The following is a 24,500-nucleotide window of genomic DNA, read 5'->3' as shown; positions in this document are numbered from 1 at the left end:
CCAACCAGCAAAGACCTATCCGAAAACCATTTTTAGAAACAGATGTATCAGAACATTCTCTAGGAAAGAGAGCTAAGTCCTATCATTATAATTCTGCTTTTTCTTCTACTGTCGACTGATGAATCACATTAACAACCACTCCTAAAACATCCAACCCAGATACTTTCATTGATGCCGCCGCTGGGTAAGCCTTATTTTTGGGGCGCAGCAATACATCGGGTTGTAACATGAGGGTATGTACCGTTATTTCACCATTCACACGCGCCAGAACAATATCCCCACTGCGTGCGGTTAAAGATCGATCCACCACTAAAATATCGCCCGATTGAATGCCAAATTCTTTCATTGCACTGCCTTGAGCACGCACAAAGAAGATGGTCATTGAATGTGGACTCGTTGTTTGCATAACGGATTCATCAACGAAGGAGAACTGAGAATGAACCAACGCTTGTGCCCTGCTCATAGCAAGGACGGAAGCTGATTCAGAAGAGCCAAGATAAGATACACGCATAACAGCATCACTCATACTTTATATTTTTCCAGAATAAGGTTTGTCATAGAGAATAGCCAAGCGAATTTTTTTCATCACAAAGACCCTCTTTCACACAAAGATCCTATTTGCAAAAATACCATTCTGTGTTCTCAGCCTAAACATCGTCGAAAAGGTGATAAACACGCCATTAAGTCGTTAAAAAGGCTCCCCCCCTTCTTTACTCATCATTTTTAAGAGAACCTTTTTTCTTAGGATAAAAAATTGCTTCGCCGCTTAATTGCACAGGTGGAAAACCGTCGCAGCCATAAAATCCATCACAACCATAGAATCCACAGCAACCGTAAAATCTATGCCTATAATTCATTCCTCCCATCCAAGGCATACCTCTAAAAAAATAGGTACCAGTATGGCTTCGCATATAGGATGCTAAAAACATCTCAGTATTGCCAATAATGACACCATTTGCCCCCAGTGCGGCTGCTCTTCTTTTCAACCCATGGATGGCACTCGCTACAATGGTATGTCGATCAAAGGTATCAAAGGCAGGTGAGCTAATCATGCCAATGACTTCATAAGAAAAATCCGGCGCCTGTTTAAAGACCTTCACCTGGCTTACATCAATCGGATCACGGGCATTAGGGTACACATCTTGAACAGCGCAAGCAGATAAACAACACGTTAGCAACACACAGAAGATTGATCGACCAAGCATTAACACATACTCCCAACCTGTTATTAGTAGCCACTAGAATGATCATAAAAAGCACTAATAGCAATCACTAAGACTAGCTCCCCCTTTGTCATGATATACCAGTCAGCTTGTATACGACTAAAGTCGAACTGACGAATGATCTGAAACCAGACACTATAGATCAGACGCCAACATCAGGCATCGGAAATACGTTAGATTCCGAAAGCTGATTGTGGTGCTAAAACGTTTTTGGGTAAAAATACAATCACTAAAATAAATATAATAAGAAGGTATCTATGGAAAACGTCACGTCTTCAATCAAAAATGTCGATTTGTCAGCCAACCCAGCCCCATTGGGTCTGCTTGCTTTTGGTATGACAACCATCTTGTTGAACTTACATAACTCTGGTTTGTTTCCTTTAGGCTCAATGATACTGGCCATGGGGATCTTCTATGGCGGCTTGGCTCAAGTGATTGCCGGCATTATGGAATGGAAAAAAGGCAATACCTTTGGTACCACCGCTTTTATCTCTTACGGTTTTTTCTGGCTGACTCTCGTTGCACTAATCACTTTACCCAAAATGGGGTTGTCTGATGGGCCCAAAGGCTCATCGATGGTCGCCTATCTTATCCTGTGGGGAGTGTTTACAGGCGGTCTATTTATTGGCACCCTGCGATTAAGCAAATCTCTGCAAGTCGTCTTCGCTACCTTAACCGTTCTGTTTTTCCTACTCGCACTGGGTGATTACACAGGAAGTGCGACTATTGCGCATTTAGCAGGCTACGAAGGACTTATCTGTGGAGCGTCTGCAGTGTATGCAGGGATGTCCCAAATTTGGGATGAGATCTACCAAAAGTAGTCGGTCAACACACTTTCTGACATTACGCCTTCTCTAATGCTCACATTCCCATGTGAGCATTAGTTCCTAAAGATCATCATACAAAATCAAGATTTATCCTGACAACAAACCACATCGCGCTGAAGCACGACCTACCAAACCTTAGAACTTTTATAGGCTGGACTTTAGTCAAGGGTCATTGTCGAGATGAATCTCGACCTAAGTCGTAGAGGATTCTGGAATAAGCTATGTTACATTGGCGAATTATCATAATAAGTCTTAGCACAGGTAATGTAATCGATGACGCTTTTTTGGGCCCTATTAGCCATACTTTATATTCTGGGTTTATATTGGATCGCTCTATGGGGAGATAAGGAAAGCCCAACCGCGAAGAAGCTGACTCGACACCCCGTTGTTTACAGCCTTTCACTGGCGATTTACTGTACGGCTTGGACCTTTTACGGCGCGGTTGGCGAAGCCTCTCGGTCTGGTTGGAATTACTTACCCGTTTTACTTGGCCCGATTTTGCTGTACTTGTTTGCCTTTCCCTTTATCCGCAAGATGATTGCCGTCAGTCACAAGCAGAATATCACCTCCATTGTCGACTTTATCTCTTCTCGCTATGGTAAACGGCCATTAACCGCACCTCTGGTGATTTTAATTGCCATGGTGGCCATCATTCCTTACATCGCTTTGCAACTCAAAGCACTGGGCTCTAACTTCGCTTTATTTGTCAATCAGGATGAGCCTTCGGCGAACCTTGTGGTGTTGATCGCAACCATCTTGATTGGTGGATTTGCGATGTTATTTGGTACCCGGAAAGTGGAAGTGACCGAGTATCGCTCTGGCATGATGTTGGCCATAGGGGCGGAGTCTTTATTTAAACTGATTGCGATTGTCGGTGTGGGGGTCGTGGCCGTCGTCGCAATGAGAAAAAACCTGCCAGAGTTAACCCCTATCACCCTCGACCTAAGTGCATGGCACTCGAATCAGCTTATTTCTTTTTCTTTTGTGATGCAGACCCTCATGTCTGCTGCAGCGGTGATTTGCTTACCAAGACAATTCCATGTCACGGTAGTCGACCATCAGAATAAGCGCCAATCCAATATGGCACGTCTGCTTTTTCCTTTGTATTTATTAATCTTTGCGCTGATTATTCCCCCTATTGCGATTGCTGGACAAAGTTTATTCTCAAGTGACATCAATGCCGACACCTATGTGATTCAATTTGCTCTGGCATCGGATAATTTACCCCTGAAAATGCTGATCTTTCTGGGCGGCATGTCTGCGACCACCGCGATGGTCATTATCTCAACCTTTGCCTTAAGCATCATGATCAGTAACGATGTGGTGCTGCCTTTAATGCTGGCGCGCAGCAACGCCCAACAAGCCTTACCCTTTTATAGGCGTCGCATTTTAATCATTCGACGCCTCGCCATGATGGGGATTTTAACCCTGTCTTTTCTGTATTATCAGAAAATGGCAAACAGCGAATCCCTGGCGGGAATAGGCTTAATTGCTTTTTCTTTGGTACTGCAATTACTCCCCTCCGTCATCGGAGGACTTTATTGGAAGCGAGGTCATGCATACGGAGTCTACGCAGGCTTAATTCTGGGCTTTTTATGTTGGAGTGTATTACTCATGATGCCTCTCACAGGCAACATGAACTGGACATTACATGACGAAAAATCTTGGTCCATGTTGCTCAGCCATGGGGCTTTTATTAGTTTAATCGTCAATATCATAGGATATATCGTCGGCTCTCTCTTATCGACAGAGCGTTTAATTGATCGGATACAAGCCACCGCTTTTGTCAGCCCCACTGCGGAGATTGAGCACCGTTTTTTCAAACCTAAAAGCAAAGCCCTAAACAGTGACCTTTTTGTCCTGTTGGAAACCTTCTTAGGCGCCCAAAAATGCCAACAAGTCTTAACCACTTTTGAAACTGAGCACGCTCATCACCTTTCTGCCAATATGCCCCCTGATAGCCATTTTATCGATTATTGCGAGCGTATTTTAGGCGGCGTTCTAGGTGGTTCATCGGCAAGGACCATCATTAATTCGGTCTTAGTGGATAAGCGTATCAAGGTAGAAGAAATGGTAACCTACCTAGATGAAACCACTCAGGCGATCCAGTTTAATCAAAATTTATTGTTTATTTCGATGGACAATTTAGACCACGGCATCAGTGTGATCGACAAAGAATTACGCATGGTGGCTTGGAACAAAACCTACTTAACACTTTACCCTTATCCAGAAGGTCTGTTGAAAATTGGCTTACCCGTTGAAAACTTGATTCGCCATAATGCTGAGCGCGGAGAATGTGGCGTAGGCGAAGTGGAAGATCTGGTCAACAAACGTTTAGGCTATTTACGCAAAGGCTGCGCCCATCGTTTTTTACGACGCCGAGCCAATGGACAAGTGATTGAAATGGTCGGAAACCCGCTGCCTGGCGGTGGCTTTGTCACCAGTTTTACCGATGTCACGGAGCACATTGAAAGTCAGCAAGCCCTTAAAGAAGCCAATATCGATCTAGAAAAACGCGTTAAAGCCCGTACAGTAGAAGTACAGGGCATCAACCAAGCCTTAATGGAAGAGATAGAACGTCGTAATATCGCGGAAAAAGCCTTGATAAAAGCCAAAGCGGAAGCCGAGCATGCTAACGCCTCGAAAACCGAATTCTTAGCCCTTGCCAGTCACGACATTCTCCAACCGTTAAACGCAGCAAAACTCTATATGGGGGTGTTGCAATCCAGCGAATTGGCTGCCAATACTGCAAACGTTGTTGATAAATTATCCGACTCTCTCGAATCAACTGAATCCCTTATTTCTACCCTATTGGAAATCGCACGCTTAGATCAAGGGGCCATTAAACCCAATTTAGTCGATTGTAATCTAGAAGAAATCTTGTCACCTATTATTGCGGAGTTTGGTGTCATTGCTGACAATAAATCCCTCACCTTATCCACTCGTATTTTACCCTTACATGTCCATAGCGATCCGATTTACCTACGCCGTATCATTCAGAACTTTGTCTCCAATGCCGTAAAATACACCGCCAAAGGACGAATTCTTTTATGCACACGTAAGCGAAAAGATTATGTATTACTGCAAGTATGGGACACAGGTATTGGTATTCCCGAATCGGAACAGAAAAAAGTGTTTGACGATTTTTATCGTTGGGAAAACACCAAAGAACAAGGGATGGGGTTAGGGTTGGGCCTAGTTCGACGCCTGCAAAGTAAATTAGGTCTGGAAACTCAGTTACGCTCTACTCCAACAAAAGGCAGCTGTTTTTCGATTCGCATTCCTCATGCCATCCATAAACAGAAAAGCGCCCTTAACCTGCCCTTAACATCGACAGACAAGCCTCTTCATCTCGCCCACTGTTACGTCTGGTGCATCGACGATGATCCAAATAACCTCACAGCGATGACCTCTTTATTAAGTCACTGGCAATGTGACTGCCAAACCTTTAAAAGTGCGGCGGATGCCAGACAAGCAGAAGGAGAAGCAGAACTATTGTTGGTCGATTATCAACTGGAACAGGGGCAAGACGGCTTATCGCTTATTCGTGAGCTACGCCACAAGGCCAATAGGGATATCCCAGCGGTACTCATCACAGCACAGCGAGAACCAGAGCTTGTGGATCACTGTAAAGAGAATAACGTGATCTATATGGCTAAACCGGCTAAACCAGCAAAATTACGCGCCTTGATTCAACACATCCATAAACAAAGAGAAAGCCAAGCAAACACCTTTGTCTAAGCCCTTGAATATATTGATAACTCCATATGACACAAACAGTGAGCAAGCTCAATGAATAAGCCCTTATCAGCCTGCATAACATATCAACTCTAGGTTACGCATCACATCTGCAGCTTTAACTCACTGGCCACCAGCACCGCTTGTGTACGATTATTAATCTCAAGCTTGCGAAAAATAGCCGTAATGTGGGCTTTTACCGTCGCTTCGGATATGGATAATTCATGGGCAATTTGCTTATTGAGCAGCCCTTCATGAAGATAACAAAGCACCTTATATTGCTGAGGGGTGAGCTCTGCTACTCGGTGTTGCATGCTCAAATCCGGGGTGGGTTGGTCTTGTAATGCAGATTGTAGATAATCGGGCAGCCAAATATCGCCCGCTAAAATGGCGTGAATCGCACGGCTATAAACCGCTGGTTCACTGGTTTTGGGGATAAATCCCAACGCACCAGCTTCGATGACTTGCGCGACCATTGCGCTATCGTCGCTACCAGAAATCACCGCCACAGGAACATCAGGAAAATCGGTACGAATACGTATCAAGCCAAACAGCTCGCCGCTGCCAGGCATCTTTAAATCCAACAAAAGCAGATCGACCTCCTCCATCTCGCTTAAACAGCGCAATGTCGAATCCAAGTCGTCTGCTTCTTCTATGGTAATACCGTTTATTTCTGCACGAAGCGCACCACTTAGTGCGCTTCGGAACAGAGGATGATCATCTGCGATAATAAGTGAAATCACTCACAATCCTTGTAAAAGGTTATTAGGATTTCATATTTAAACGGTTATCGATTAAATCATCAACCACACTTGGGTCCGCCAAGGTACTTGTGTCTCCTAATTGATCCTGTTCATTGGCCGCAATCTTACGCAAAATACGGCGCATAATTTTGCCTGAGCGAGTTTTTGGCAACCCTTTGTTCGCCCACTGAATCAAATCAGGTGTGGCAATAGGCCCAATCTCACTACGCACAAACTGCTTGAGCTCTTTCATCAAGTCATCACTTGGCTGAACACCGTCTACCAAGGTCACGTACACATAAATACCCTGCCCTTTGATGTCGTGTGGATAACCAACCAGTGCGGCTTCTGCAACCGATGGATGAGCAACCAGCGCACTTTCTATCTCAGCGGTACCAAGACGATGGCCAGAGACATTCAATACATCGTCCATGCGACCAGTAATCCAATAATGACCATCTTCATCCCGGGAAGCACCATCACCAGTGAAATACATGCCTTCAAAAGTGCTGAAATAGGTCTGTTCAAAACGCTCATGATCACCATACACAGTACGCGCTTGACCAGGCCAAGAATCGACAATAACTAAGCCGCCTTCAGCAGGTCCATTGCCTTGCTGTAATTCACCTTGAGCATCGACAAGAGCAGGCTGAACGCCAAACAAAGGCCCAGTACATGACCCAGGCTTCGCATTGGTTTGCACAACACGGGGGGTCATCATCATGCCACCAGTCTCCGTTTGCCACCAAGTATCGACAATCGGACAATTGCTCTTACCAAACTGAGTGAAATACCAAGACCAAGCTTCAGGGTTAATCGGTTCACCCACACTGCCCAATACACGTAACGAATCACGTCGGCTGCTGCTGATTGGCTCATCCCCTTTTGCCATCAAGGCACGAATGGCCGTTGGCGCCGTGTAAAGAAGCGACACCTGGTATTTATCCACGACACGACCAATGCGACCAGAATCAGGGTAAGTGGGCACCCCTTCAAACAAGACGCTGGTTGCTCCGTTAACAAGTGGGCCGTAAACCATATAACTGTGTCCGGTAATCCAACCAACATCCGCAGCACACCAATAGACATCGTCAGGTTTTAGATCAAAGGCGACCTCATGGGTTAAAGAGGCGTACACCAAATAGCCGCCCGTGGTGTGCACGACGCCCTTTGGCTTGCCCGTTGAACCAGATGTGTACAGAATAAACAAAGGATCTTCCGCATTCATAGGTTCAGCCGGACATAAGGTCGACTCTTTTGCTACTTCTGCGGCCCAATCCAAATCGCGCCCTTCCACCCAAGGCACGTCTTTTTGGGTATAACGATAAACCAGAACACACTCAACCGAAGGGCATTTATTGTTCTCAAGAGCGGCATCGACATTATGCTTAAGAGGTATAGTATTGCCTGCACGGCGGCCTTCATCTGACGTCATTACCAATTTAACGCTACTGTCATTCAAGCGGTCCGCAATGGCGTTGGCTGAAAAGCCACCAAAAATAACGGAGTGAATCGCCCCAATACGGGCACAAGCCAACATACTATAAACGGCCTGTGGAATCATCGGCATATAAATGGCCACTCGATCACCTTTTTTAATGCCTTGACGTTTCAACACATTAGCAAGTCGACCCACTTCATCATGTAATGTTTGATAGGTAATGGCGCTCTTATCGGCATTTTCGCCATCCCCTTCTAGATAGTAGGCGATTTTATTAGCATGTTTTTCCAAATGACGATCAATACAGTTGTAAGCCGCGTTTAACTCGCCGTCTTCAAACCATTTGATGCTCACGTTGCCACGTGCGAAGGAGGTATTTTTTACTTTGGTGTAGGGAGTAAACCAATCTAGACGTTGGCCTTCTTTTGCCCAGAACGCATCTGGGTTCTGTACTGACTCTTGATAGCGAGCGTTAAACTCCGACTCACTGATGTTTGCGTTCTTTACGACTGAATGCGATGGTGACAATGACTCCATGATCCGCTCCATTATTAAAGTTGTTTTGAGGATGCTAAGAGCAACTATAGCCAATAAAAAGAGAAGGTCTATTAAACTTTAGTCTTAGAGCCTTAGCTGTGTACATAAATGAGTGTCCCATACATCCTCTACTTTGATGCGATCTAAGTCAATATTTCACCAGCACACAAAAAAAGCGTCTCATTTGAAACGCTTTTTGTACACAAAGCTATTTAATCGCCCCAATCGCTACGATACCTTCCCTGCGTTCGCTTGACGGGCTTGATGAAGTTTTTTATAGCTTTCAATCAAGCGTAAATGAGGCTCGATGCCTTCAAGCTGCATGCTGGTTTTTGTCAGGCCATAAAAACGCACCTCACCCGTCACGGAGCCAACGACGTTTTCCATCACCTCTTTGCCAAACATGCGATTAAAACTATGAATAAAGTCTTCCAACGCTAACTCATCGTCTAACGTCACTTCTAACACGCAATTCATGGCTTGATAGAAGAGGCCACGTTTTACGGTGTTGTCATTAAATTGTAGATACTCACCAACTAGCTCTAACGCCTCTTCGTGTTCACCCAGGGCCAAATAAATCAGTATCTTCAGTTCAATGATGGTTAACTGGCCCCACACCGTATTGTCATCAAACACAATACCAATCAGCGTAGCAATGTCGGTGTAGTTATCGAGCTGACTGTCTTCTAAACGCGTCACTAAGTCGGCAAGCTGTTTGTCACTTAACGAATGCAGATTGAGAATATCTTCACGGTAATCCAAAGCCTTATTGGTGTTATCCCAGACTAAATCTTCCACTGGATACACTTCAGAATAATCTGGAACCAAAATACGGCAAGCGGACGAACCTAAGTCACTGAGTTGTGCAACATACACCTCTTTGCCTAAGCCTTCCAAGATGCCAAACAGTGCACTGGACTCTTCCTCACTGGTGCCAGAGAAATCCCACTCACAGAACTCGTAATCCTGCTTATCACTGAAGAAACGCCAAGAGATCACACCAGTAGAATCGATAAAGTGTTCAACAAAGTTTTCAGGCTCACTCACCGCCATGCTGTTAAATGTGGGTTTAGGTACGTCGTTCAAACCTTCGAAACTACGGCCTTGCATTAATTCCGTTAGGCTACGCTCCAAAGCCACTTCAAAACTTGGGTGCGCCCCAAACGAGGCAAAGACACCACCCGTTTTAGGATTCATCAGCGTCACATTCATTACCGGGAATTGCCCCCCTAGGGAAGCGTCTTTCACTAGGATGGGAAAGCCTTGCTCCTCCAGAGCCTGAATTCCTGCCAGAATACTTGGGTATTTCGCCAAGACTTCCATAGGCACATCAGGCAAAACAATTTCGTCTTCGATAATTTGGCGTTTAACGGCACGCTCTAAAATCTCCGACAAGCACTGAACCTGTGCTTCTTGTTGGTTATTACCCGCGCTCATGCCATTACTTAGAAACAAGTTTTCGATCAGGTTTGACGGGAAATACACCGTTTCGCCATCAGACTGGCGTGTATAAGGAATGGCACAAATACCACGCTCTTTATTACCTGAATTGGTATCGATTAAATGGGAACCACGCAGTTCGTCATCTGGGTTATAAATGTCCAGACAGTAATCATCTAAGATGCCTTCTGGCAGAGCGTCGTCTTCTGTTAGTGCAAACCATTTTTCATTGGGGTAATGGACAAATTCGCTGTTGGCGATTTCCAGCCCAAAGAATTGATCATTGTAGAAAAAGTTATTGTTCAAACGCTCGATAAATTCACCAAGAGCCGAGCATAATGCACTCTCTTTCGATGCCCCTTTACCATTGGTAAAACACATTGGCGATGCGGCATCACGAATATGCAGCGACCACACATTGGGCACGATATTACGCCATGATGAGATTTCAATCTTCATACCAAGGTCTGCCAGCAGCGCCGTCATATTGGCAATAGTTTGCTCTAGCGGTAAGTCTTTCCCAGGAATAAAGGTGTTGGACGAACCATCAGGCTGCCCCATTAACATCGCGTTAGCATCGGCATCCAGATTGGCAACGGTTTCAATCTTAAATTCCGGCCCTGTTTGCACCACCTTCTTAACAGTACAGCGTTCAATAGAACGTAAAATTCCTTGGCGATCTTTATCGGATATATCGTCCGGTAACTCAACCTGAATCTGGAAAATTTGATTGTAACGGTCTTCTGGATCGACAATATTATTCTGTGACAAGCGGATATTATCCGTCGAGATATCACGCGCTTTGCAATACACCTTAACGAAATATGCCGCGCACAACGCGGAAGACGCTAAAAAGTAATCAAATGGGCTTGGCGCAGAACCATCCCCTTTGTAGCGAATCGGCTGATCGGTGATCACGGTAAAATCATCAAACTTGGCTTCAAGTCTCAAATTGTCGAGAAAATTAACTTTGATTTCCATTAAACAGGGTTTCCACTTTTTGTATGCGAGTTGCTCACCCAACACCGTTTATCGGCTAGGGTGAGTCATTAGCGGGAATTATCCGTGATAGATGGGGGGCGAGTAAAATCAAATCGGCTTTTTAAGGAAATTAGATGATCTGACAGCCACTTTTCAATAATGATGGCTTGCACCCCTTCGTTTACATCACTGGTGAAGAGACATTTTTGTTTGGTGGGGTGTTTTCGCAACCCAAGAAATAAAAGCCTTGCAGTCCGCGTTGGACTTTGCTAGTGCCGGACTCTGTAGTGCAAGATTACGGCATCTCACATTGGTCATTCGTGTTAATGATTAAGTTGGAGAGCTCATGAACAAGAGTCTGAAACTTACTGTCTTCGTTCTGTCCGACACGATAACGAGGGGCAGTCCATCCCGTTCAGTTCAATTTGGAACCCTTGACCTTGAGAGCGTGCTATAAACCCAGATCAGCCCACATTTTATGTTGTTTGTTATCTATTTCCTTTTATTGGATTTTACATACGATTTTTTACCGATAACAAGAAAGAAAAAGTGAACAATACCCCCCACCAAATTGCAAACACCCAAAATGCAGGTTCAAGTTCACTCCAAGCAGTGATATTTATAACTGCAAAATAAAATAATCCCAATGAAATAAATGGTAATATAAATAAAGAGTAAAAAAGACATATAATAGAATGTGACAGTAATTTTTGACACATATTTTCAGTTGAAGATTTATACTCTATAAGACTAAAAATACATTGGGTAGATAAAAACAAAATAAAAACCTGTAGTAAACTCCAGCCTAAAGCGGCAAGAATAGCAATCCACTGCATTCATACTCTCCAATTATATGGACACTGACACATAACATTAAGCTCAGTGGCTGCAAACGCCCCACTAAACCTAACATAACCACCGTAAACACATAAAACTGATTTGAACGAAAGCCGCCCCGCGCTTGCTGTCCGTCTTAAGCGCCTTGTATGTGCGAACTTAAAGCGTCACCACGACTTCTATTTCTATTTGCCAATCTGGATGAATTAACTTTGATACTTCAATAAGTGAGCAAGCCGGAAGACATCCATCGTAGAATCGAAAAAGTTGCTCTCGGATTGAGACTAACAAGCCAATATCTCTTACAAACATTATGAGTTTTATTAAATCACTCTTGACCGCTGTTCACATTCAAGAATTGCAGCTATTTGACCCAGAATTTCAGTACTTTACACTACTAAACCCGATGATTGTGCACCTGTTCCGCATGCATCAAATCCAGATATATAAGGCGTTTTATTATGCTTTTTCGCATGTAGATATGAACCCGCTATTTGAGGGAATCCTTCGTAATTTATCGTTTCAATCAATTGATTTCTCCTAAGAATATAACAATCAAGGGTAATACAGCTGCGGCTATAACCCACTGTTGAACGGCTGAGTACTTTATATAGGGAGTGTGCTTTTTCATGGCGTGACCTCCCTGTTATATTCTGTCGCTAAAAACCAAGATTAATCTAAGCATCTTTGCCAGATGACCTGAGTTCGCCGCTATTTTGATCTTAATTTCTTACTTTTTTAGCGCGATTCGACTCTTAAGGCAAGACTATTCTCTCAGCCCCCAAACGCCCAAATTCCTTTATTTGGTTTGAGATTGTAGCGATACAACGCTTTGCTGAGCCACTGATACCGGATAGCTGAAAGAAGCCATGGATGACTCCGAAATAACGCTCGCAGTATGCTTCAACCCCTTGTGAAAGCATTAACTTGTAAAGTTGCTCACCCTCGTCACGCAACGGGTCAAACTCTGCGGTGATAATAGTCGTAACAGGCAACCCGCTGAAGTCACTACTTAAAAGATTAAGTTCTGGTTCTATAATTATTCTAGAATCACTGTTTGCATATAAATCAAAACCAGAAAGAAGCATATTTGCAGTGATAAGATAATCCGAACCATTTTCTCTGTAACTCTGTGAATTACCTGTAGGTTCCAACATTGGGTAGATAAGAATTTGCTGGCGTGGCAACCAGTGTTGTAACTTTTTTAGCCTGAGCGTCGTAGCTAAAGCTAATTGCCCTCCTGCACTATCACCAACAAATACTAAGCACTTTGGGTCACCACCATACTTGTGACCATTGTCTTTAATACCAAGTACAGCTTGGTATACATCATCATGTGCTGCAGGATAAGTATGTTCCGGTGCAAGCCTGTATTTAATGCAAATAACTATCGAATTGGACAGAAGTGCAATTTGTCTTAACTGAACATCATGTGTTTCAAAGCCACCACTGACGAAACAACCGCCATGAAAATAAACCGTAATAGGTAAGTTCGTCTCTTTTGTTGGCTTATAAACTTTAATCTGAATACCATTAACTATATCTAAGAATTCACTTTCTACTTTGGGACTCTCACCAGCTAAGGCGACACTGCTAATATAGCCAGCACGACGATCAGCGATTGTTTGCGTTGAAGGGCAAGGTTTGCCATTAGATTGGAATTTTTCGACTAGCTCTCTGATGCCAGCCTCTAGATAATTGGTCATATTTTAATTCTATAATTAAAAAACTGAGGAGTAATATACCAACACAGAGTCACGTATACGTACAGTTTAAATGTGTGATGCGGATATCCTTATTCCTTGATACTAAACACTTTCTCGCATTCTTCCAACAAAAAAAACAAACCACTTCACTCGCTACCACGGTACACCGAAACCCTGCTTTGCTGTCACCTCGGGCGGTGACTTTGTCTATGGACCAGTTGCCTTTCATTTCGGGTGGGAAGGTGTCGTTTAAGGTGAGGATGCCTTCTGCGACGAGTTTGATTGCCCGTATCTAGTCAATAAGAGCGTCGAGGGTGACGCTGGAGCCTTGGCGTTGGCATTTGATGAGGTCGTCTTGGCAGGCTTGTTGGGCGGTGGTTGGGTTGGCGGAGTTTTTTGAACGGTGCGGTGCCGACCTGTACGGTGTGTTCTTCCCCTGTGTTGTGGTTTGTCCAGTTGGCTTTGACGCCGGTGATGGCACTACGGCTGGGTCGGTCGAGTTGGCAGTTGATGAATTGGCCTTCGCTCGGTGTGTTCTGGCTGGGTAAGCTGACGACGACGGGGGGCATGGTTTGCCCTGTGATGGTCTTCACTTGGCCGCGTTTGGCGAGGACGTACAGGTCGTTGACGGGTTTGGCGATGGCGTCCCGTTCCCGTGCGAGGCGGGTTAGGAAGGCGCTGTCGGTTTCGTCGGTTTGGTCCATGTGCTCGAGGACGATGCTTTCAAACTCTTTGGCCACCCGTGGGCTGAATCCGTGGGGCGTGACGACTTGGCGGAACAGGTCGGCAAGGCTGACGTTTTCGAAGGTGCGTGTGCGGCGCTCTTTAAAGCCGGTCTTGTCTTCCACCTGAAACGGCGCGGCGGTGGCCACGATGGTGACGCTGGGCGGAAACAGTTTCGGCACGATGCGGGTGATTTTGAATTGGTCTTTGTCGATGAGGTTGTCGCCGTAGCCTTCTAGCCATGTGAGCACCGCGCCCTCTTTTGGCAAGCATGTTTGCCCTGTGGTGTCGATGTGTATGGTGAGTTGGTCGCTTTGGGTGCCTGCGGCGTCGATGCGCTCACCCGCTCCGCTCACGCGCACGCTTGGTAAGTAGTTGGGTTGGTTGTTTAGTCCCATATGTTGGTCACCGTCTCGGCTGCTTTGTTTGGCAAGTTGGGGATTTCGATAATAACGCCAGCGGGAAGCACTGGCCCGTAGGCTTCTAAGCCGGGGTTGAGTTCGAACAAGGCTTCTTCCGCCTCGTCATCGTTGCGTTTTAGGGCGATCCACAGGATGTTGGAAATGGTGTCGCCGTCACGGCTACGAATGGTGGTCATTGGCGTATTCCTCTAACTCGATGGTGAAGGCGAGGACGAAGGCGGTGCCGTCGTCGATGATCTTGTCTTGCTTTTCTTGCAAGCGTTTGATGGTCCATTGGCCTAAGTTATTGCCGTAGCCATCGGCCAGCACCAAAGGCGCTCGCTGGTTTTGTAAGGCGCGTAAGGCGTTGAGATTCGCCATGCCATCGCCTTGAAACCACGTCCCTGTGACGGTGATGTTTTCCAACTGTTGGCCCGTGTTTTGGCTCATGGGCTTTTGGCCGTATCGCGCCACCGCGACCCAACCGCCGTCGCTAGTGCGCTGCAAACCCTCATATGGCGTGCCTCCGCTCAGCGAAAACACAAAACCACCGAGCGACATCATCTGACGCATGATTACTCCTTAGATAAAAATGGAAGGACAGAAACGAAAAAGCCCATCGGAAGGATGGGCTTGGGGGTGTTTGGTTTGGTTATATTAAGAGGTTAAAGGGTGTTTTTTGTCTGATTCCAAATTTAAAACCCTTGGTATGAATGGGGTTGAGAGGTGGTTGTCCTGTTAAGACCATGCTACTTTTCAAGAAGATGTGTCAGGTCTAGTCGGGACTAATACAACTACACTTAAGTAGTGCTGCATTCTTTGGCTTTGATAATTAACCGGGGACATCATCATTCATTAAACTGATATTGCAAAGTTCAGTTTAATGGAAACACTAATGTTCCCCGTAGATACTATTCAAGGCAGCTAACAGTTGAAAGTTGCCATCGCAATGATCGCACAAAGTTGCGAACCTAGTTTTTTAAGCGGCAATATTAACCAAATCGTCATAACTATCAATTAAGATAAAATCCATCTTATCAGCGATTTCTACATATTCATCAGCAGTCTTTTCAATCTCCTTAAGTTTACTAATAATCTTATCAATGAAAGTGACTCTCAACTGCTGTTTTGTATCAAAAATCAACTTATTTAGCTTACCGCTTGTTGAAAAGTTTTTACTGATATTTTCAAAACTCGATCTGATGAGAGCAATATCTTCACTAAGTGTTTTTAAATCATTGTTAGCCTGATTTATTAATTTATCAAGACTATTCAAAAATCCACTTGTTTTCTCTAGGTTACCCAGTTTGTCATGCTCTGAATACAATTCTTTCAAGTTTCCTTTATAGTCATCTATCGCAAGTGCAATACCACTGCCGGCTAAAGCCAATAAGGGAGAAAACGGTATAGTCACAACCAGTATGGTAGAGCCTCCAGCCACACCGAATGTCCAGTCTCGTGCTTTTCTCAAATCATCTAATTTGGACTCTAGCTTTTTAATCTTCTTGTTCACAGACTCCGTTTTGTCTTTAATAATTTGCTCAGGGTCTTTTCCTTCTCTTATTTCTTTTGAATATTCGTCTCGGACAAGAGACGCAATTATTTCTTTGTGTGACGTTTTGACTTTTTTCGCACTCTCCAATAAATCACCAATTTCGCCCTGAGCGATAAGAATAGATGCCGTTAGGTCATCACAGGATTTCTTACCATCAGCTAATTGGTTTCCTAATTCCTTCCAGAAATCTTCCACTTCTGCCATGTCATCAGTATCGAGCGAATCCTTATCACACGCCTCTTTTATCGATTCTGCAAGTGTAATACAGATATTGGCTATATCACCGTAGTCTTTAGCATGCTGACAAAAACCAATGGTAAATTTATCTTTGTAATATTCACCAAACTTATTTACATCATCCTGATATGACCACATATTGTAACTTGGCCATGAGTCGTAATTGATTGTATTTTTTTTAGGGGCTTCAAAATGTCTTAAACTATGTAATCTAGCTCTAATATCGAGCATCGCTTTGGATAACTCACTTTCTTTCTGCCCAAGAGCTATTAGATCTGCCATAAAAACTTTTTCACTTTGGTCACTCATCACTTCATCTCCATTTATTTAACTACATTCAACTTAATTAGTTTTACACTGGACTCCCAAAAAAGAGTTTGCAACTCACGCCATGCTGCAGTATCAAGTTCAGCGGTCTCAAACATATCCACATTTGTTCTGCTGGCATTGATAAACTCTTTTTGAAGTTCTGAAAACAACTGTAAGTACCCACCCAAAAGGGAATCGGATGAGGATATATTTGGACTTAAATAGGCAAGTAATTGATTAACGCAATTTATATCTCTTTGAGAGAAATCACTTGTTCCCGCGCCTAATAATCCTTCACCTGAGATATTTGGTTCTAGAAAATTTTGCAAAGTTACTAATGGCGTGGTGAATTCTAACTTCCATTTGCATGATAAATCTTCAAGCAATAATGTTACTTCTTTATTCAGTAACGTTTCAGCCACATCCATGTCCACTGACTCAAACGTTAAAATTACGTTTTCGATGCATTCCGATAATCCTCTGTAAGTCTCAATAACATTTTCTACTAGCGTATTTATTGCGTGCTTAACGTCAGTATGAAACTTGCCTAAACCAGACAATAACGGCTGAAGAGTGATAACTAAACTATATGGGTTTTCAGATATCGATGGCTGAATCAGATATTTTTGAGTCTTTAAGATACGGTCAGGAATCGCTGTCCAATCCATCAACTGCGGTAACAAGTGTATTCCAAGCTGATCAGTATCTGGCGAAGCGGTTAAAAAAGCCTTAGGATTTGAATGCAATGCTTCTAATAGTCCGTTTGATAAATTCAATCGTTTTATGATGTCGGCTTTTATATCAATTAGACTCTGTTTGCTCTCAACAAATGTTTGACTAGAGTGATGATCTATTGCCCACTGAATGTCTTCCTGAAGAGACAGAAATCGCTGAATTCGCCTGTGAATTTGTAAAGAAAAAAGCTCGTATTGCTTAACTAAACTTGATTGTATTGAAGGAAAAGTAAAATCAGTCAGTGCCCAAGGTTTAATTATCGCAAACAATGGACGTCCGTTGTTCGCGACCTTCTGAGGAAAGTCATCGGCATCTTTGAGCAACTCTTTTAGGTCTGTTAAATTGAGCTTTCCTGATGCACCAACTCGACGAATATCTATTTTTAATTCTACGTTTTCTAATTTAGCGACCTTTTCTAGCATAAATTTCAAGCCATTTCCAGTCGACTCTTTGTCACTGTCTGAATCAGATTTGCTTTTATCTTCATCTTTACTTGCTGTCCCAGCGTCTTTTTTGTCTTTTGCTTGGTCTTTTTGATTTGCACTTAATTTGGAAAGAACTTCCTGCTTTTTTTCTTCTGTATCCGTTTTAATTTCAATGATCGCTAGATAAAACCCCCCTGTAATATAACCATTAATAAAATGGTCACCATATAGGCGTTCTGTATTATTTTCTGTAAGGTTTTCATCTACTTTGATTATGTCAAAATCACTACTAATAACCTCTTCGTAATTTTGTACATTTATAGTGAGCGTAATATAAATATTAAATTTATTTATCTTTACATTGTCGACAAACTGGGAAATGAAGCTAAATGACGAAGATGGATTAGAACCTGCAATATTAAAATCAATTGTTAGATTCTTAATCAGTTCCTCTTTTTTTTCAATTCTCTGATAGTTAGAAACGACAGATTGCCAACCTCGGCCATCCCCAGTAGATGGCTTACTTTGCAACGATTTCGGATTTTTGATAGCTGATTTTCTAATTTGCTTTGAAAAAAAGTCGACACCGTATCCCAGTTCATATGACCCCAGCCATGGCACTATTTTTGTGGAAAGATCTGTGTTGCTCATTGACATAACTCCTTTTAACGTTCGAAATTTCCTTACCGTTTAAAAACAATTAACCACCTAGGAAATGACACTTTTGGTATTAACCCAGCGGGGTTTTATATCTGCTAAGCGACATAGCAAATTGACCTATGCTTAAAGTACTTTTTAACTCGATCTGGATGCTTCTGTAACATTCTCATATGTGAGATCACTCTTCCTTTTAAAGCTGACAATTGGGGTCAGATGAAAATTAAAAACTATTTTTCATCTGACCCCAAATTCTATCCTATGAAGAAATTAACTTCTGGTTTCACCAACAAGACTATTCACTAAGTGTAAGCGTAGCAATTACACCTTATTACACGAACGAAAAGCCCACGCTCGGTGGGCTTTTTGTGTTTGTTACTTATGCTTGGGCATTGGCCAGTCGTCTAGGAAGGTGCGGTTGGCGTATTCCTTGATGTGGTCGACGTTGTCGTTTACCCAGTCGGGTGTGCGTAGCTGTGCGATTTGCTGTTGGTACATGCGGATGGCTTGTACCATGTCGTTTAGGTCGCTGGCTGGGAGGACGACTGGGTTGCTGGAGAGTTTCATGGAGGTGACGATGTTGTTGATCAATTTGTACTTCTCGGTTTCCAGTACGGCGGTGTCGGCCGAGGTGGCGGGAAGTTGTTTTTGCTCGTTGAGTTGTACTAGCCCCTTTCCCCTGAAAGCTTTTGGCTTCACTGAATACTGTCGTCCCAGCCTTTGATATACGAATTTGAGCTACATGAACAACAGACCCATCTACTCTCTTTCTTATTTTAAAAGTTGCCATACCAGTTAGAGATTCCGAAATTTTGTGACATAATAGGCACCTATATATAGGCGCTAGGCGGTAGTTTTGTAATAAAATTAGAAACCAGCGAAAATGCTATTTGCTACAAAAATAAAATGTAGCAATTCTGTAGCATTATAGCACCTAAAACGCCAATTCTTAACCCAAAATGACCTTATTAATGCTACAAGAAAAAGCAAGAAAATCAGAGTTAAACCCAGTAAAATCAATGGATTCAGTGGATAGACGCTTTAGTGTTGCACCCATGATGGACTGGACCACAAGCGATTATCGAGTGTTCGCTAGGACGCTTAGTAAAAATACGCTACTTTATACTGAGATGGTTACCACAGGGGCGTTATTGCAGGGCAATAATCCTGAAAGATTCTTACATTATAATGAATGTGAGCATCCTATCGCCTTACAACTCGGCGGTGCTGATGCGGTAGCGCTGGGCAAATGCGCGAAGATGGCGGAAGACTACGGCTACGATGAAGTCAATTTAAACGTCGGTTGTCCGAGTGATCGAGTGCAAAACAGTTTAATTGGCGCTTGTTTGATGGCTTATCCAGACAAGGTAAAAGACGCCATGCGTGCTATGCAGGATGCGTCTAGCCTACCGATCACGGTGAAGCATCGTATCGGGCTCGATGATCAAGAAGAATACAGCGTGGTGCGAGACTTTGTGGGTGATGTGGCGACAACGGGCGTTAAGACATTTATTGTCCACGCGCGTAATGCCATTTTGGCGGGCTTAAGCCCAAAAGAGAATCGCGAGATTCCTCCACTAAAGTACGATTATGTGTACCAGTTGAAGAAAGATTTCCCAGACCTTGAAATCATTATAAACGGTGGCATTAAAACACTAGAGGAATGCGAACAGCACTTACAATTTGTCGATGGTGTCATGGTGGGTCGCGAGGCGTATCAAAACCCTTGGTTACTGAGCCAAGTAGACAGCTGCCTATTCGGCCAAAATGACCGTTTCGATAACCGCTTTGATGCATTGATGGCCTTTGTGCCTTATGCGAAACAGCAACTCGCCAAAGGCGAGCGTTTGATGCATCTCACTCGCCATATTTTAGGCCTTTTCCAAGGCGAGCCCGGCGGTAAACAATTTCGCCGCTACCTTTCTGAGAAAGGTCATAAAGCGGACGCAAATATAGACGTATTATTAGAGGCCATTGACTTGGTCAAACAACACCAACGTAAAGGATAAGAGCAATGAGCAATAAGTTATCTCAATTAAAAGAGTTCACGACCATTGTAGCGGATACGGGTGATATCACGGCAATCAAAGAGTATTTGCCAGAAGATGCCACTACGAACCCTTCTTTGATGCTAAAAGCGTCTCAAATTCCTGAATACGCACCTTTTCTAGATCAAGCCGTTGCATGGGCTAAAGAGCAAAGTAACGACAAAGAGCAACAATTGATCGACGCCAGCGACAAGCTAGCGGTTATCGTCGGTACGGAAATTCTAAAATACGTACCTGGCCGCATTTCGACAGAAGTCGATGCACGTTTATCTTACGATACCAATGCTACTATTGAAAAAGCCCATCGCTTGATCAAACTCTACGAAGAAGCCGGCGTGTCGCGTGACCGTATTTTGATCAAAACCGCGTCGACTTGGGAAGGTATCAAAGCCGCTGAGCAACTGGAAAAAGACGGCATCAACTGTAACCTGACCCTACTGTTCTCTTTCGCTCAAGCGCAAGCTTGTGCCGAAGCAGGTGTATTCCTGATCTCTCCATTTGTGGGCCGTATCCTTGACTGGTACAAAAAGTCTACTGGCGAAGAATACACCGCTGAAACGGACCCAGGCGTAGTGTCGGTTACTGAAATTTATAACTACTACAAAGACCACGGCTACAACACCGTTGTGATGGGCGCGAGCTTCCGTAACATTGGTGAGATCGAACAGCTAGCGGGCTGTGACCGATTGACCATTAGCCCTGCTCTACTTGAAGAATTGAAAAAAGACGAAGGGAAGCTAGAGCGTAAATTAATCCCTGCTAAAGAGATTAAACCAGCGCCTGAAGCAATTACTGAACAGGCATTCCGTTGGGCAATGAATGAAGACGCTATGGCAACTGAAAAACTTGCGGAAGGTATCCGCAATTTTGCGGCCGACCAACGTAAGCTAGAAAAAACGCTGGCAGCTATGCTGTAAGCAATCGGCTTAACGATAATACTATCTAAAACGCGGCTTCGGTCGCGTTTTTTATGTGTCCCATTCATCAGTCTCTATAACAATGAGTAATCCTACTCAGGGAGCGATTAACCAGCTATGACAGAATTTGAAAAGATGAAAAGCGGGGAACCATTTAATGGCCTAGATAAAGACCTTAGATTGCGTCGAGAAGCCGCTCGCCTTGCTTGCGCTAAATACAACGCTCACCCAAGCAAAGGCAATTTACGTCATATCACCCGACTCTTTGCTAAGTTTGGCAGTGTCGTCATTGAGCCTGGCTTTCAATGTGATTATGGGACGCAAATTCACATCGGTGAGCGTTGCTATATTAATTTCAATTGTGTGTTTTTAGACAGCGCGGCCATTTATATCGGCAATGATGTACTGATTGGCCCAGGCTGCCACCTTTATGCGGTGGATCATCCACGAGCCCCTCAAGCAAGAGCCGACGGAAAGTGCTTTGCCAAACCGATTACCATTGGCAATAACGTCTGGATTGGTGGGGGAGCAAAAATACTTCCAGGGGTAAGCATCGGCGATAACGCCATTATCGCAGCAAATGCCGTGGTAAGACGTGATGTTTTACCAAACGAACGCTATATAGGGTGACGCCTTCTCTATGAAAAATTTCACTACTAGGCAAGTAATTGGCAATGATTGAGGAACGCCAGCAGTGCAAACAGCATAATGCCATTTTTTATATATACTCAGAGAACATATTTGAGAGATTAACTTGTTATGAAAACTTGGCTGTTATGCATTTCACTTTTGTTGAGCTTGCAAGTAGATGCGCAAATGGTCACCACCAGTGGCCCACTCAAAGTAAAACAGGTCACCCAATTTAACGGTATTCCTTGGGGAATCGCCCTACTTAGCAATAAAGAAGCCATTGTCACCATCAAAAAAGGGGAAGCTTACAAAGTTGACCTAAAAAATGGCGCCAAACACGCCCTCAGTGGATTGCCAAAGGTGGATAATCGAGGCCAAGGTGGCTTATTCGATGTGGCGAAAGCACCTAACTTTGAACAAAGCAAGTTACTCTATTTCACTTATGCCAAACCCACACCAAAAGGCGCAACAACGACTTTGGCTCGTGCCAAATTAGTGGGGAATAAGCTAACAAACTGGCAAGATATTTTTATCTCCGATGCAGCCACTAAAACCAACCGACACTTTGGTGGACGGATTGCCTTCGATGATGCGGGACATGTCTTTTTCACCATTGGTGATCGCGGTATAAGAAAAAACGCACAGGATCTAACCAATGATGCTGGTAGCATTTTACGTTTAACGTTGGATGGCAAAGTTCCAGCAGACAATCCATTTATAAACAACAGCCGAGTGAGAAATGAGATTTGGAGCTATGGGCATCGTAATCCCCAGGGTATTTATTACGATACAAAAGATCATAAACTGTGGTCAAACGAACACGGGCCTAGAGGGGGCGATGAAGTCAACTTAATTCGTCGCGGCGCGAATTATGGTTGGCCGATTGTGTCCCATGGCAAAGAGTACATCAACAACAATCCCGTAGGTGAGGCCAAGGAAAAAGACGGCATTGTCAAACCACTCAAAGTCTACATTCCCTCTATCGCCCCTAGCTCACTTATTCGCTATCGGGGAAATTTATTCGCCGACTGGGATGGCAGCTTTTTATCAACAGCTTTAGTGCTGAAACACCTCAATCGCATTGAGATGAAAGACAATAATGAAACAAAGGAAACACGCTACCTTGAGTCATTACATGAACGCTTACGCTCCATGGCGGAAAGCAAAGATGGCGCCCTCTATATTGGAACGGATTCAGGCAAGTTATTAGAAGTCACGCCTCTACAATGATTCAGACTAATAAGCGTTTAGCGTCGTGTTTTACTTAAATGCTTTGATAGAGCAAGAGCGCTGATATACCCCATAAAATATATCAGTAGCGTTGTTAACCCCTCACGCCGATGGCTATAGATTAACAACGCTACTGAGCTTCAAGTACCCACTCAACAACCTCATTTCTGAGTATTTTTTGAACTATCCGTATTTTGCGGTATTAACTTTTTAGCGCTATCAGCCTTTGTTGGTGAAGTGCTTTGTGCATCAGCCTTAACCTTAGGTTCTGTTGATTGAGTTGGTGTAGTTGCAGCGGGTTTTGCAGGGACTGGGTCGCCCCAGCTATCCGTTGCTTGAGGCTTAGCCGGAATAGGATCGCCCCAGCTATCTGTTGCTTGAGGCTCAGAAGAACTCGAATCGCCCCAGCTATCAGTCGTGGAATCATCCCCCCAACTGTCGCTTGCATCAGGTTGTGAGTTGTTCGGTGGATTACCGTCATGTACGTTATAATCATGGGTTTGGAAGTACACATCGCGAACGAAGGTATAGGGATCGCCCACAATCAAGTTTTCAGCCCCTAACAAACTGGCTCGTTTATTGATTGCCTGTAAGCCTAATAGACCCCAACGTTGGTCACGGTTCAGCCCCACTTCATCTTGTGGACGGTAATTACTGTAGTCAACAACCATGCCGCTCGCATCTCGAACGGTGGATGGTCCAAAGAAGGGTAAAACGAGATAAGGGCCACTGGGAACGCCCCAGTATCCTAAGGTTTGACCGAAGTCTTCATCGTATTGACGAAGCCCTAATGCACTGGCTACATCGAACAGACCGAAAATACCAATGGTGCTGTTAATCACGAAACGCCAGGTCGACGCGACAAAGCCATTTTTCTTGCCTTGTAGCGCATTATTGGTAATGTTCGACACCTCACCAAGGTTAGAAAAAAAGTTACTCACCCCTCGCCTAACAATCACGGGGGTATAGTCCACATAGCCTTTGGCAATAGGTTTAAAGAAATGGGTATCTAGGGTGGTATTAAAGTTAAATACCTTACGGTTCCAACTTTCCCATGGATCCTGTTTGCTTTCATCTGCTGCCGCAAAAGTGGCTTGGGAGAAAACCAAAAGGCAAGCGATCAATACGCCGCCCACTCGTTGCAAAAGTGAATTTGTCAT

At 44.0% G+C, this 24,500-nt stretch carries 20 protein-coding genes; 6 read left to right on the top strand and 14 right to left on the bottom strand.

What is annotated here, in order from left to right; genetic code table 11:
* Positions 1-85: 85 nt before the first annotated feature.
* Complete coding sequence (locus JHD45_RS12450; RefSeq protein ID WP_233407797.1) at positions 86-526, bottom strand: LexA family protein; 441 nt, start codon at positions 524-526, stop codon at positions 86-88.
* 184 nt (positions 527-710) lie between these two features.
* Positions 711-1,205, bottom strand: a complete 495-nt coding sequence (locus tag JHD45_RS12445) for a hypothetical protein (protein ID WP_199476839.1) — start codon at positions 1,203-1,205, stop codon at positions 711-713.
* A 275-nt stretch (positions 1,206-1,480) separates the two neighbouring features.
* On the opposite strand from JHD45_RS12445, the gene JHD45_RS12440 reads away from it, so the two are divergent.
* A complete protein-coding gene (locus JHD45_RS12440) occupies positions 1,481-2,044 on the top strand; it encodes an acetate uptake transporter (RefSeq protein WP_233407796.1) in 564 nt (187 codons plus the stop codon).
* Positions 2,045-2,323: 279 nt separating this feature from the next.
* Positions 2,324-5,791: a PAS domain-containing hybrid sensor histidine kinase/response regulator gene (locus JHD45_RS12435; RefSeq protein ID WP_199476838.1), complete on the top strand. Its 3,468-nt coding sequence runs from the start codon at positions 2,324-2,326 to the stop codon at positions 5,789-5,791.
* 101 nt (positions 5,792-5,892) lie between these two features.
* On the opposite strand, the gene JHD45_RS22540 is transcribed toward JHD45_RS12435, so the two are convergent.
* The 11 genes from JHD45_RS22540 to JHD45_RS12380 all read right to left on the bottom strand — a co-directional run bounded on the left by JHD45_RS22540 (position 5,893) and on the right by JHD45_RS12380 (position 19,214).
* Entirely contained in the window at positions 5,893-6,531 is a 639-nt protein-coding gene (locus tag JHD45_RS22540; RefSeq protein WP_199476837.1) for a LuxR C-terminal-related transcriptional regulator, read from the bottom strand.
* A gap of 22 nt (positions 6,532-6,553) precedes the next feature.
* Positions 6,554-8,509, bottom strand: coding sequence for an acetate--CoA ligase (gene acs / locus JHD45_RS12425; protein WP_199476836.1), 1,956 nt, complete (start codon positions 8,507-8,509; stop codon positions 6,554-6,556).
* Between the two features lie 228 nt (positions 8,510-8,737).
* Positions 8,738-10,930 (bottom strand): OsmC domain/YcaO domain-containing protein, encoded by a 2,193-nt coding sequence (locus tag JHD45_RS12420; protein WP_199476835.1) that lies wholly within the window; start codon positions 10,928-10,930, stop codon positions 8,738-8,740.
* A gap of 512 nt (positions 10,931-11,442) precedes the next feature.
* Positions 11,443-11,766, bottom strand: coding sequence for a hypothetical protein (locus tag JHD45_RS12415; protein WP_199476834.1), 324 nt, complete (start codon positions 11,764-11,766; stop codon positions 11,443-11,445).
* A gap of 756 nt (positions 11,767-12,522) precedes the next feature.
* Positions 12,523-13,473, bottom strand: coding sequence for an alpha/beta hydrolase (locus JHD45_RS12410; RefSeq protein WP_199476833.1), 951 nt, complete (start codon positions 13,471-13,473; stop codon positions 12,523-12,525).
* Between the two features lie 296 nt (positions 13,474-13,769).
* Positions 13,770-14,594 carry a contractile injection system protein, VgrG/Pvc8 family gene (locus JHD45_RS12405; protein ID WP_233407795.1) on the bottom strand — a complete coding sequence of 275 codons (825 nt, stop codon included), beginning with the start codon at positions 14,592-14,594 and terminating at the stop codon, positions 13,770-13,772.
* On the bottom strand, positions 14,585-14,794 hold the full coding sequence (locus JHD45_RS12400) for a tail protein X (RefSeq protein WP_199476832.1): 210 nt from the start codon (positions 14,792-14,794) through the stop codon (positions 14,585-14,587). Before JHD45_RS12400 ends, JHD45_RS12405 begins: the two co-directional genes overlap by 10 nt.
* Positions 14,778-15,158: a phage tail protein gene (locus tag JHD45_RS12395; RefSeq protein WP_267905975.1), complete on the bottom strand. Its 381-nt coding sequence runs from the start codon at positions 15,156-15,158 to the stop codon at positions 14,778-14,780. Before JHD45_RS12395 ends, JHD45_RS12400 begins: the two co-directional genes overlap by 17 nt.
* 418 nt (positions 15,159-15,576) lie before the next feature.
* Positions 15,577-16,698, bottom strand: a complete 1,122-nt coding sequence (locus JHD45_RS12390; RefSeq protein ID WP_199476830.1) for a hypothetical protein — start codon at positions 16,696-16,698, stop codon at positions 15,577-15,579.
* A 14-nt stretch (positions 16,699-16,712) separates the two neighbouring features.
* A complete protein-coding gene (locus tag JHD45_RS12385; RefSeq protein ID WP_199476829.1) occupies positions 16,713-18,509 on the bottom strand; it encodes a hypothetical protein in 1,797 nt (598 codons plus the stop codon).
* A gap of 381 nt (positions 18,510-18,890) precedes the next feature.
* Positions 18,891-19,214: a hypothetical protein gene (locus tag JHD45_RS12380; RefSeq protein WP_199476828.1), complete on the bottom strand. Its 324-nt coding sequence runs from the start codon at positions 19,212-19,214 to the stop codon at positions 18,891-18,893.
* Between the two features lie 272 nt (positions 19,215-19,486).
* Between JHD45_RS12380 and dusA the strand changes: the two genes are divergently transcribed.
* From dusA to JHD45_RS12360, 4 genes are all read left to right on the top strand, one after another.
* Positions 19,487-20,524: a tRNA dihydrouridine(20/20a) synthase DusA gene (gene dusA, locus JHD45_RS12375; protein WP_199476827.1), complete on the top strand. Its 1,038-nt coding sequence runs from the start codon at positions 19,487-19,489 to the stop codon at positions 20,522-20,524.
* 5 nt (positions 20,525-20,529) lie between these two features.
* Positions 20,530-21,480: a transaldolase gene (tal, locus tag JHD45_RS12370; protein WP_199476826.1), complete on the top strand. Its 951-nt coding sequence runs from the start codon at positions 20,530-20,532 to the stop codon at positions 21,478-21,480.
* A 117-nt stretch (positions 21,481-21,597) separates the two neighbouring features.
* Entirely contained in the window at positions 21,598-22,110 is a 513-nt protein-coding gene (locus tag JHD45_RS12365; protein ID WP_199476825.1) for a sugar O-acetyltransferase, read from the top strand.
* Positions 22,111-22,239: 129 nt separating this feature from the next.
* On the top strand, positions 22,240-23,340 hold the full coding sequence (locus JHD45_RS12360; protein ID WP_199476824.1) for a PQQ-dependent sugar dehydrogenase: 1,101 nt from the start codon (positions 22,240-22,242) through the stop codon (positions 23,338-23,340).
* A 161-nt stretch (positions 23,341-23,501) separates the two neighbouring features.
* Here JHD45_RS12360 and JHD45_RS12355 read toward each other — a convergent pair whose 3' ends face one another.
* Positions 23,502-24,500, bottom strand: coding sequence for a VacJ family lipoprotein (locus JHD45_RS12355; protein WP_199476823.1), 999 nt, complete (start codon positions 24,498-24,500; stop codon positions 23,502-23,504).

Origin of the sequence: Marinomonas spartinae (assembly GCF_016461715.1) — a bacterium.
GTDB lineage: Bacteria > Pseudomonadota > Gammaproteobacteria > Pseudomonadales > Marinomonadaceae > Marinomonas > Marinomonas spartinae_A.
Note: the sequence above shows the minus strand (reverse complement) of the source record. Positions and strands in the feature narration are given on the sequence as shown.

What these genes read in the sequence shown, in the direction of transcription:
- dusA (WP_199476827.1), top strand. Translation starts at nt 19,487, where the DNA reads ATGCTACAAGAAAAAGCAAGAAAATCAGAGTTAAACCCAGTAAAATCA.
- JHD45_RS12415 (WP_199476834.1), bottom strand. Translation starts at nt 11,766, where the DNA reads ATGCAGTGGATTGCTATTCTTGCCGCTTTAGGCTGGAGTTTACTACAG.
- JHD45_RS12365 (WP_199476825.1), top strand. Translation starts at nt 21,598, where the DNA reads ATGACAGAATTTGAAAAGATGAAAAGCGGGGAACCATTTAATGGCCTA.
- JHD45_RS12390 (WP_199476830.1), bottom strand. Translation starts at nt 16,698, where the DNA reads ATGAGTGACCAAAGTGAAAAAGTTTTTATGGCAGATCTAATAGCTCTT.
- JHD45_RS12440 (WP_233407796.1), top strand. Translation starts at nt 1,481, where the DNA reads ATGGAAAACGTCACGTCTTCAATCAAAAATGTCGATTTGTCAGCCAAC.
- JHD45_RS12395 (WP_267905975.1), bottom strand. Translation starts at nt 15,158, where the DNA reads ATGTCGCTCGGTGGTTTTGTGTTTTCGCTGAGCGGAGGCACGCCATAT.
- JHD45_RS12355 (WP_199476823.1), bottom strand. Translation starts at nt 24,500, where the DNA reads ATGACAAATTCACTTTTGCAACGAGTGGGCGGCGTATTGATCGCTTGC.
- JHD45_RS12400 (WP_199476832.1), bottom strand. Translation starts at nt 14,794, where the DNA reads ATGACCACCATTCGTAGCCGTGACGGCGACACCATTTCCAACATCCTG.
- JHD45_RS12445 (WP_199476839.1), bottom strand. Translation starts at nt 1,205, where the DNA reads ATGCTTGGTCGATCAATCTTCTGTGTGTTGCTAACGTGTTGTTTATCT.
- JHD45_RS12435 (WP_199476838.1), top strand. Translation starts at nt 2,324, where the DNA reads ATGACGCTTTTTTGGGCCCTATTAGCCATACTTTATATTCTGGGTTTA.
- tal (WP_199476826.1), top strand. Translation starts at nt 20,530, where the DNA reads ATGAGCAATAAGTTATCTCAATTAAAAGAGTTCACGACCATTGTAGCG.
- JHD45_RS12420 (WP_199476835.1), bottom strand. Translation starts at nt 10,930, where the DNA reads ATGGAAATCAAAGTTAATTTTCTCGACAATTTGAGACTTGAAGCCAAG.
- acs (WP_199476836.1), bottom strand. Translation starts at nt 8,509, where the DNA reads ATGGAGTCATTGTCACCATCGCATTCAGTCGTAAAGAACGCAAACATC.
- JHD45_RS12360 (WP_199476824.1), top strand. Translation starts at nt 22,240, where the DNA reads ATGAAAACTTGGCTGTTATGCATTTCACTTTTGTTGAGCTTGCAAGTA.
- JHD45_RS12405 (WP_233407795.1), bottom strand. Translation starts at nt 14,594, where the DNA reads ATGGGACTAAACAACCAACCCAACTACTTACCAAGCGTGCGCGTGAGC.
- JHD45_RS12450 (WP_233407797.1), bottom strand. Translation starts at nt 526, where the DNA reads ATGAGTGATGCTGTTATGCGTGTATCTTATCTTGGCTCTTCTGAATCA.
- JHD45_RS12385 (WP_199476829.1), bottom strand. Translation starts at nt 18,509, where the DNA reads ATGAGCAACACAGATCTTTCCACAAAAATAGTGCCATGGCTGGGGTCA.
- JHD45_RS12410 (WP_199476833.1), bottom strand. Translation starts at nt 13,473, where the DNA reads ATGACCAATTATCTAGAGGCTGGCATCAGAGAGCTAGTCGAAAAATTC.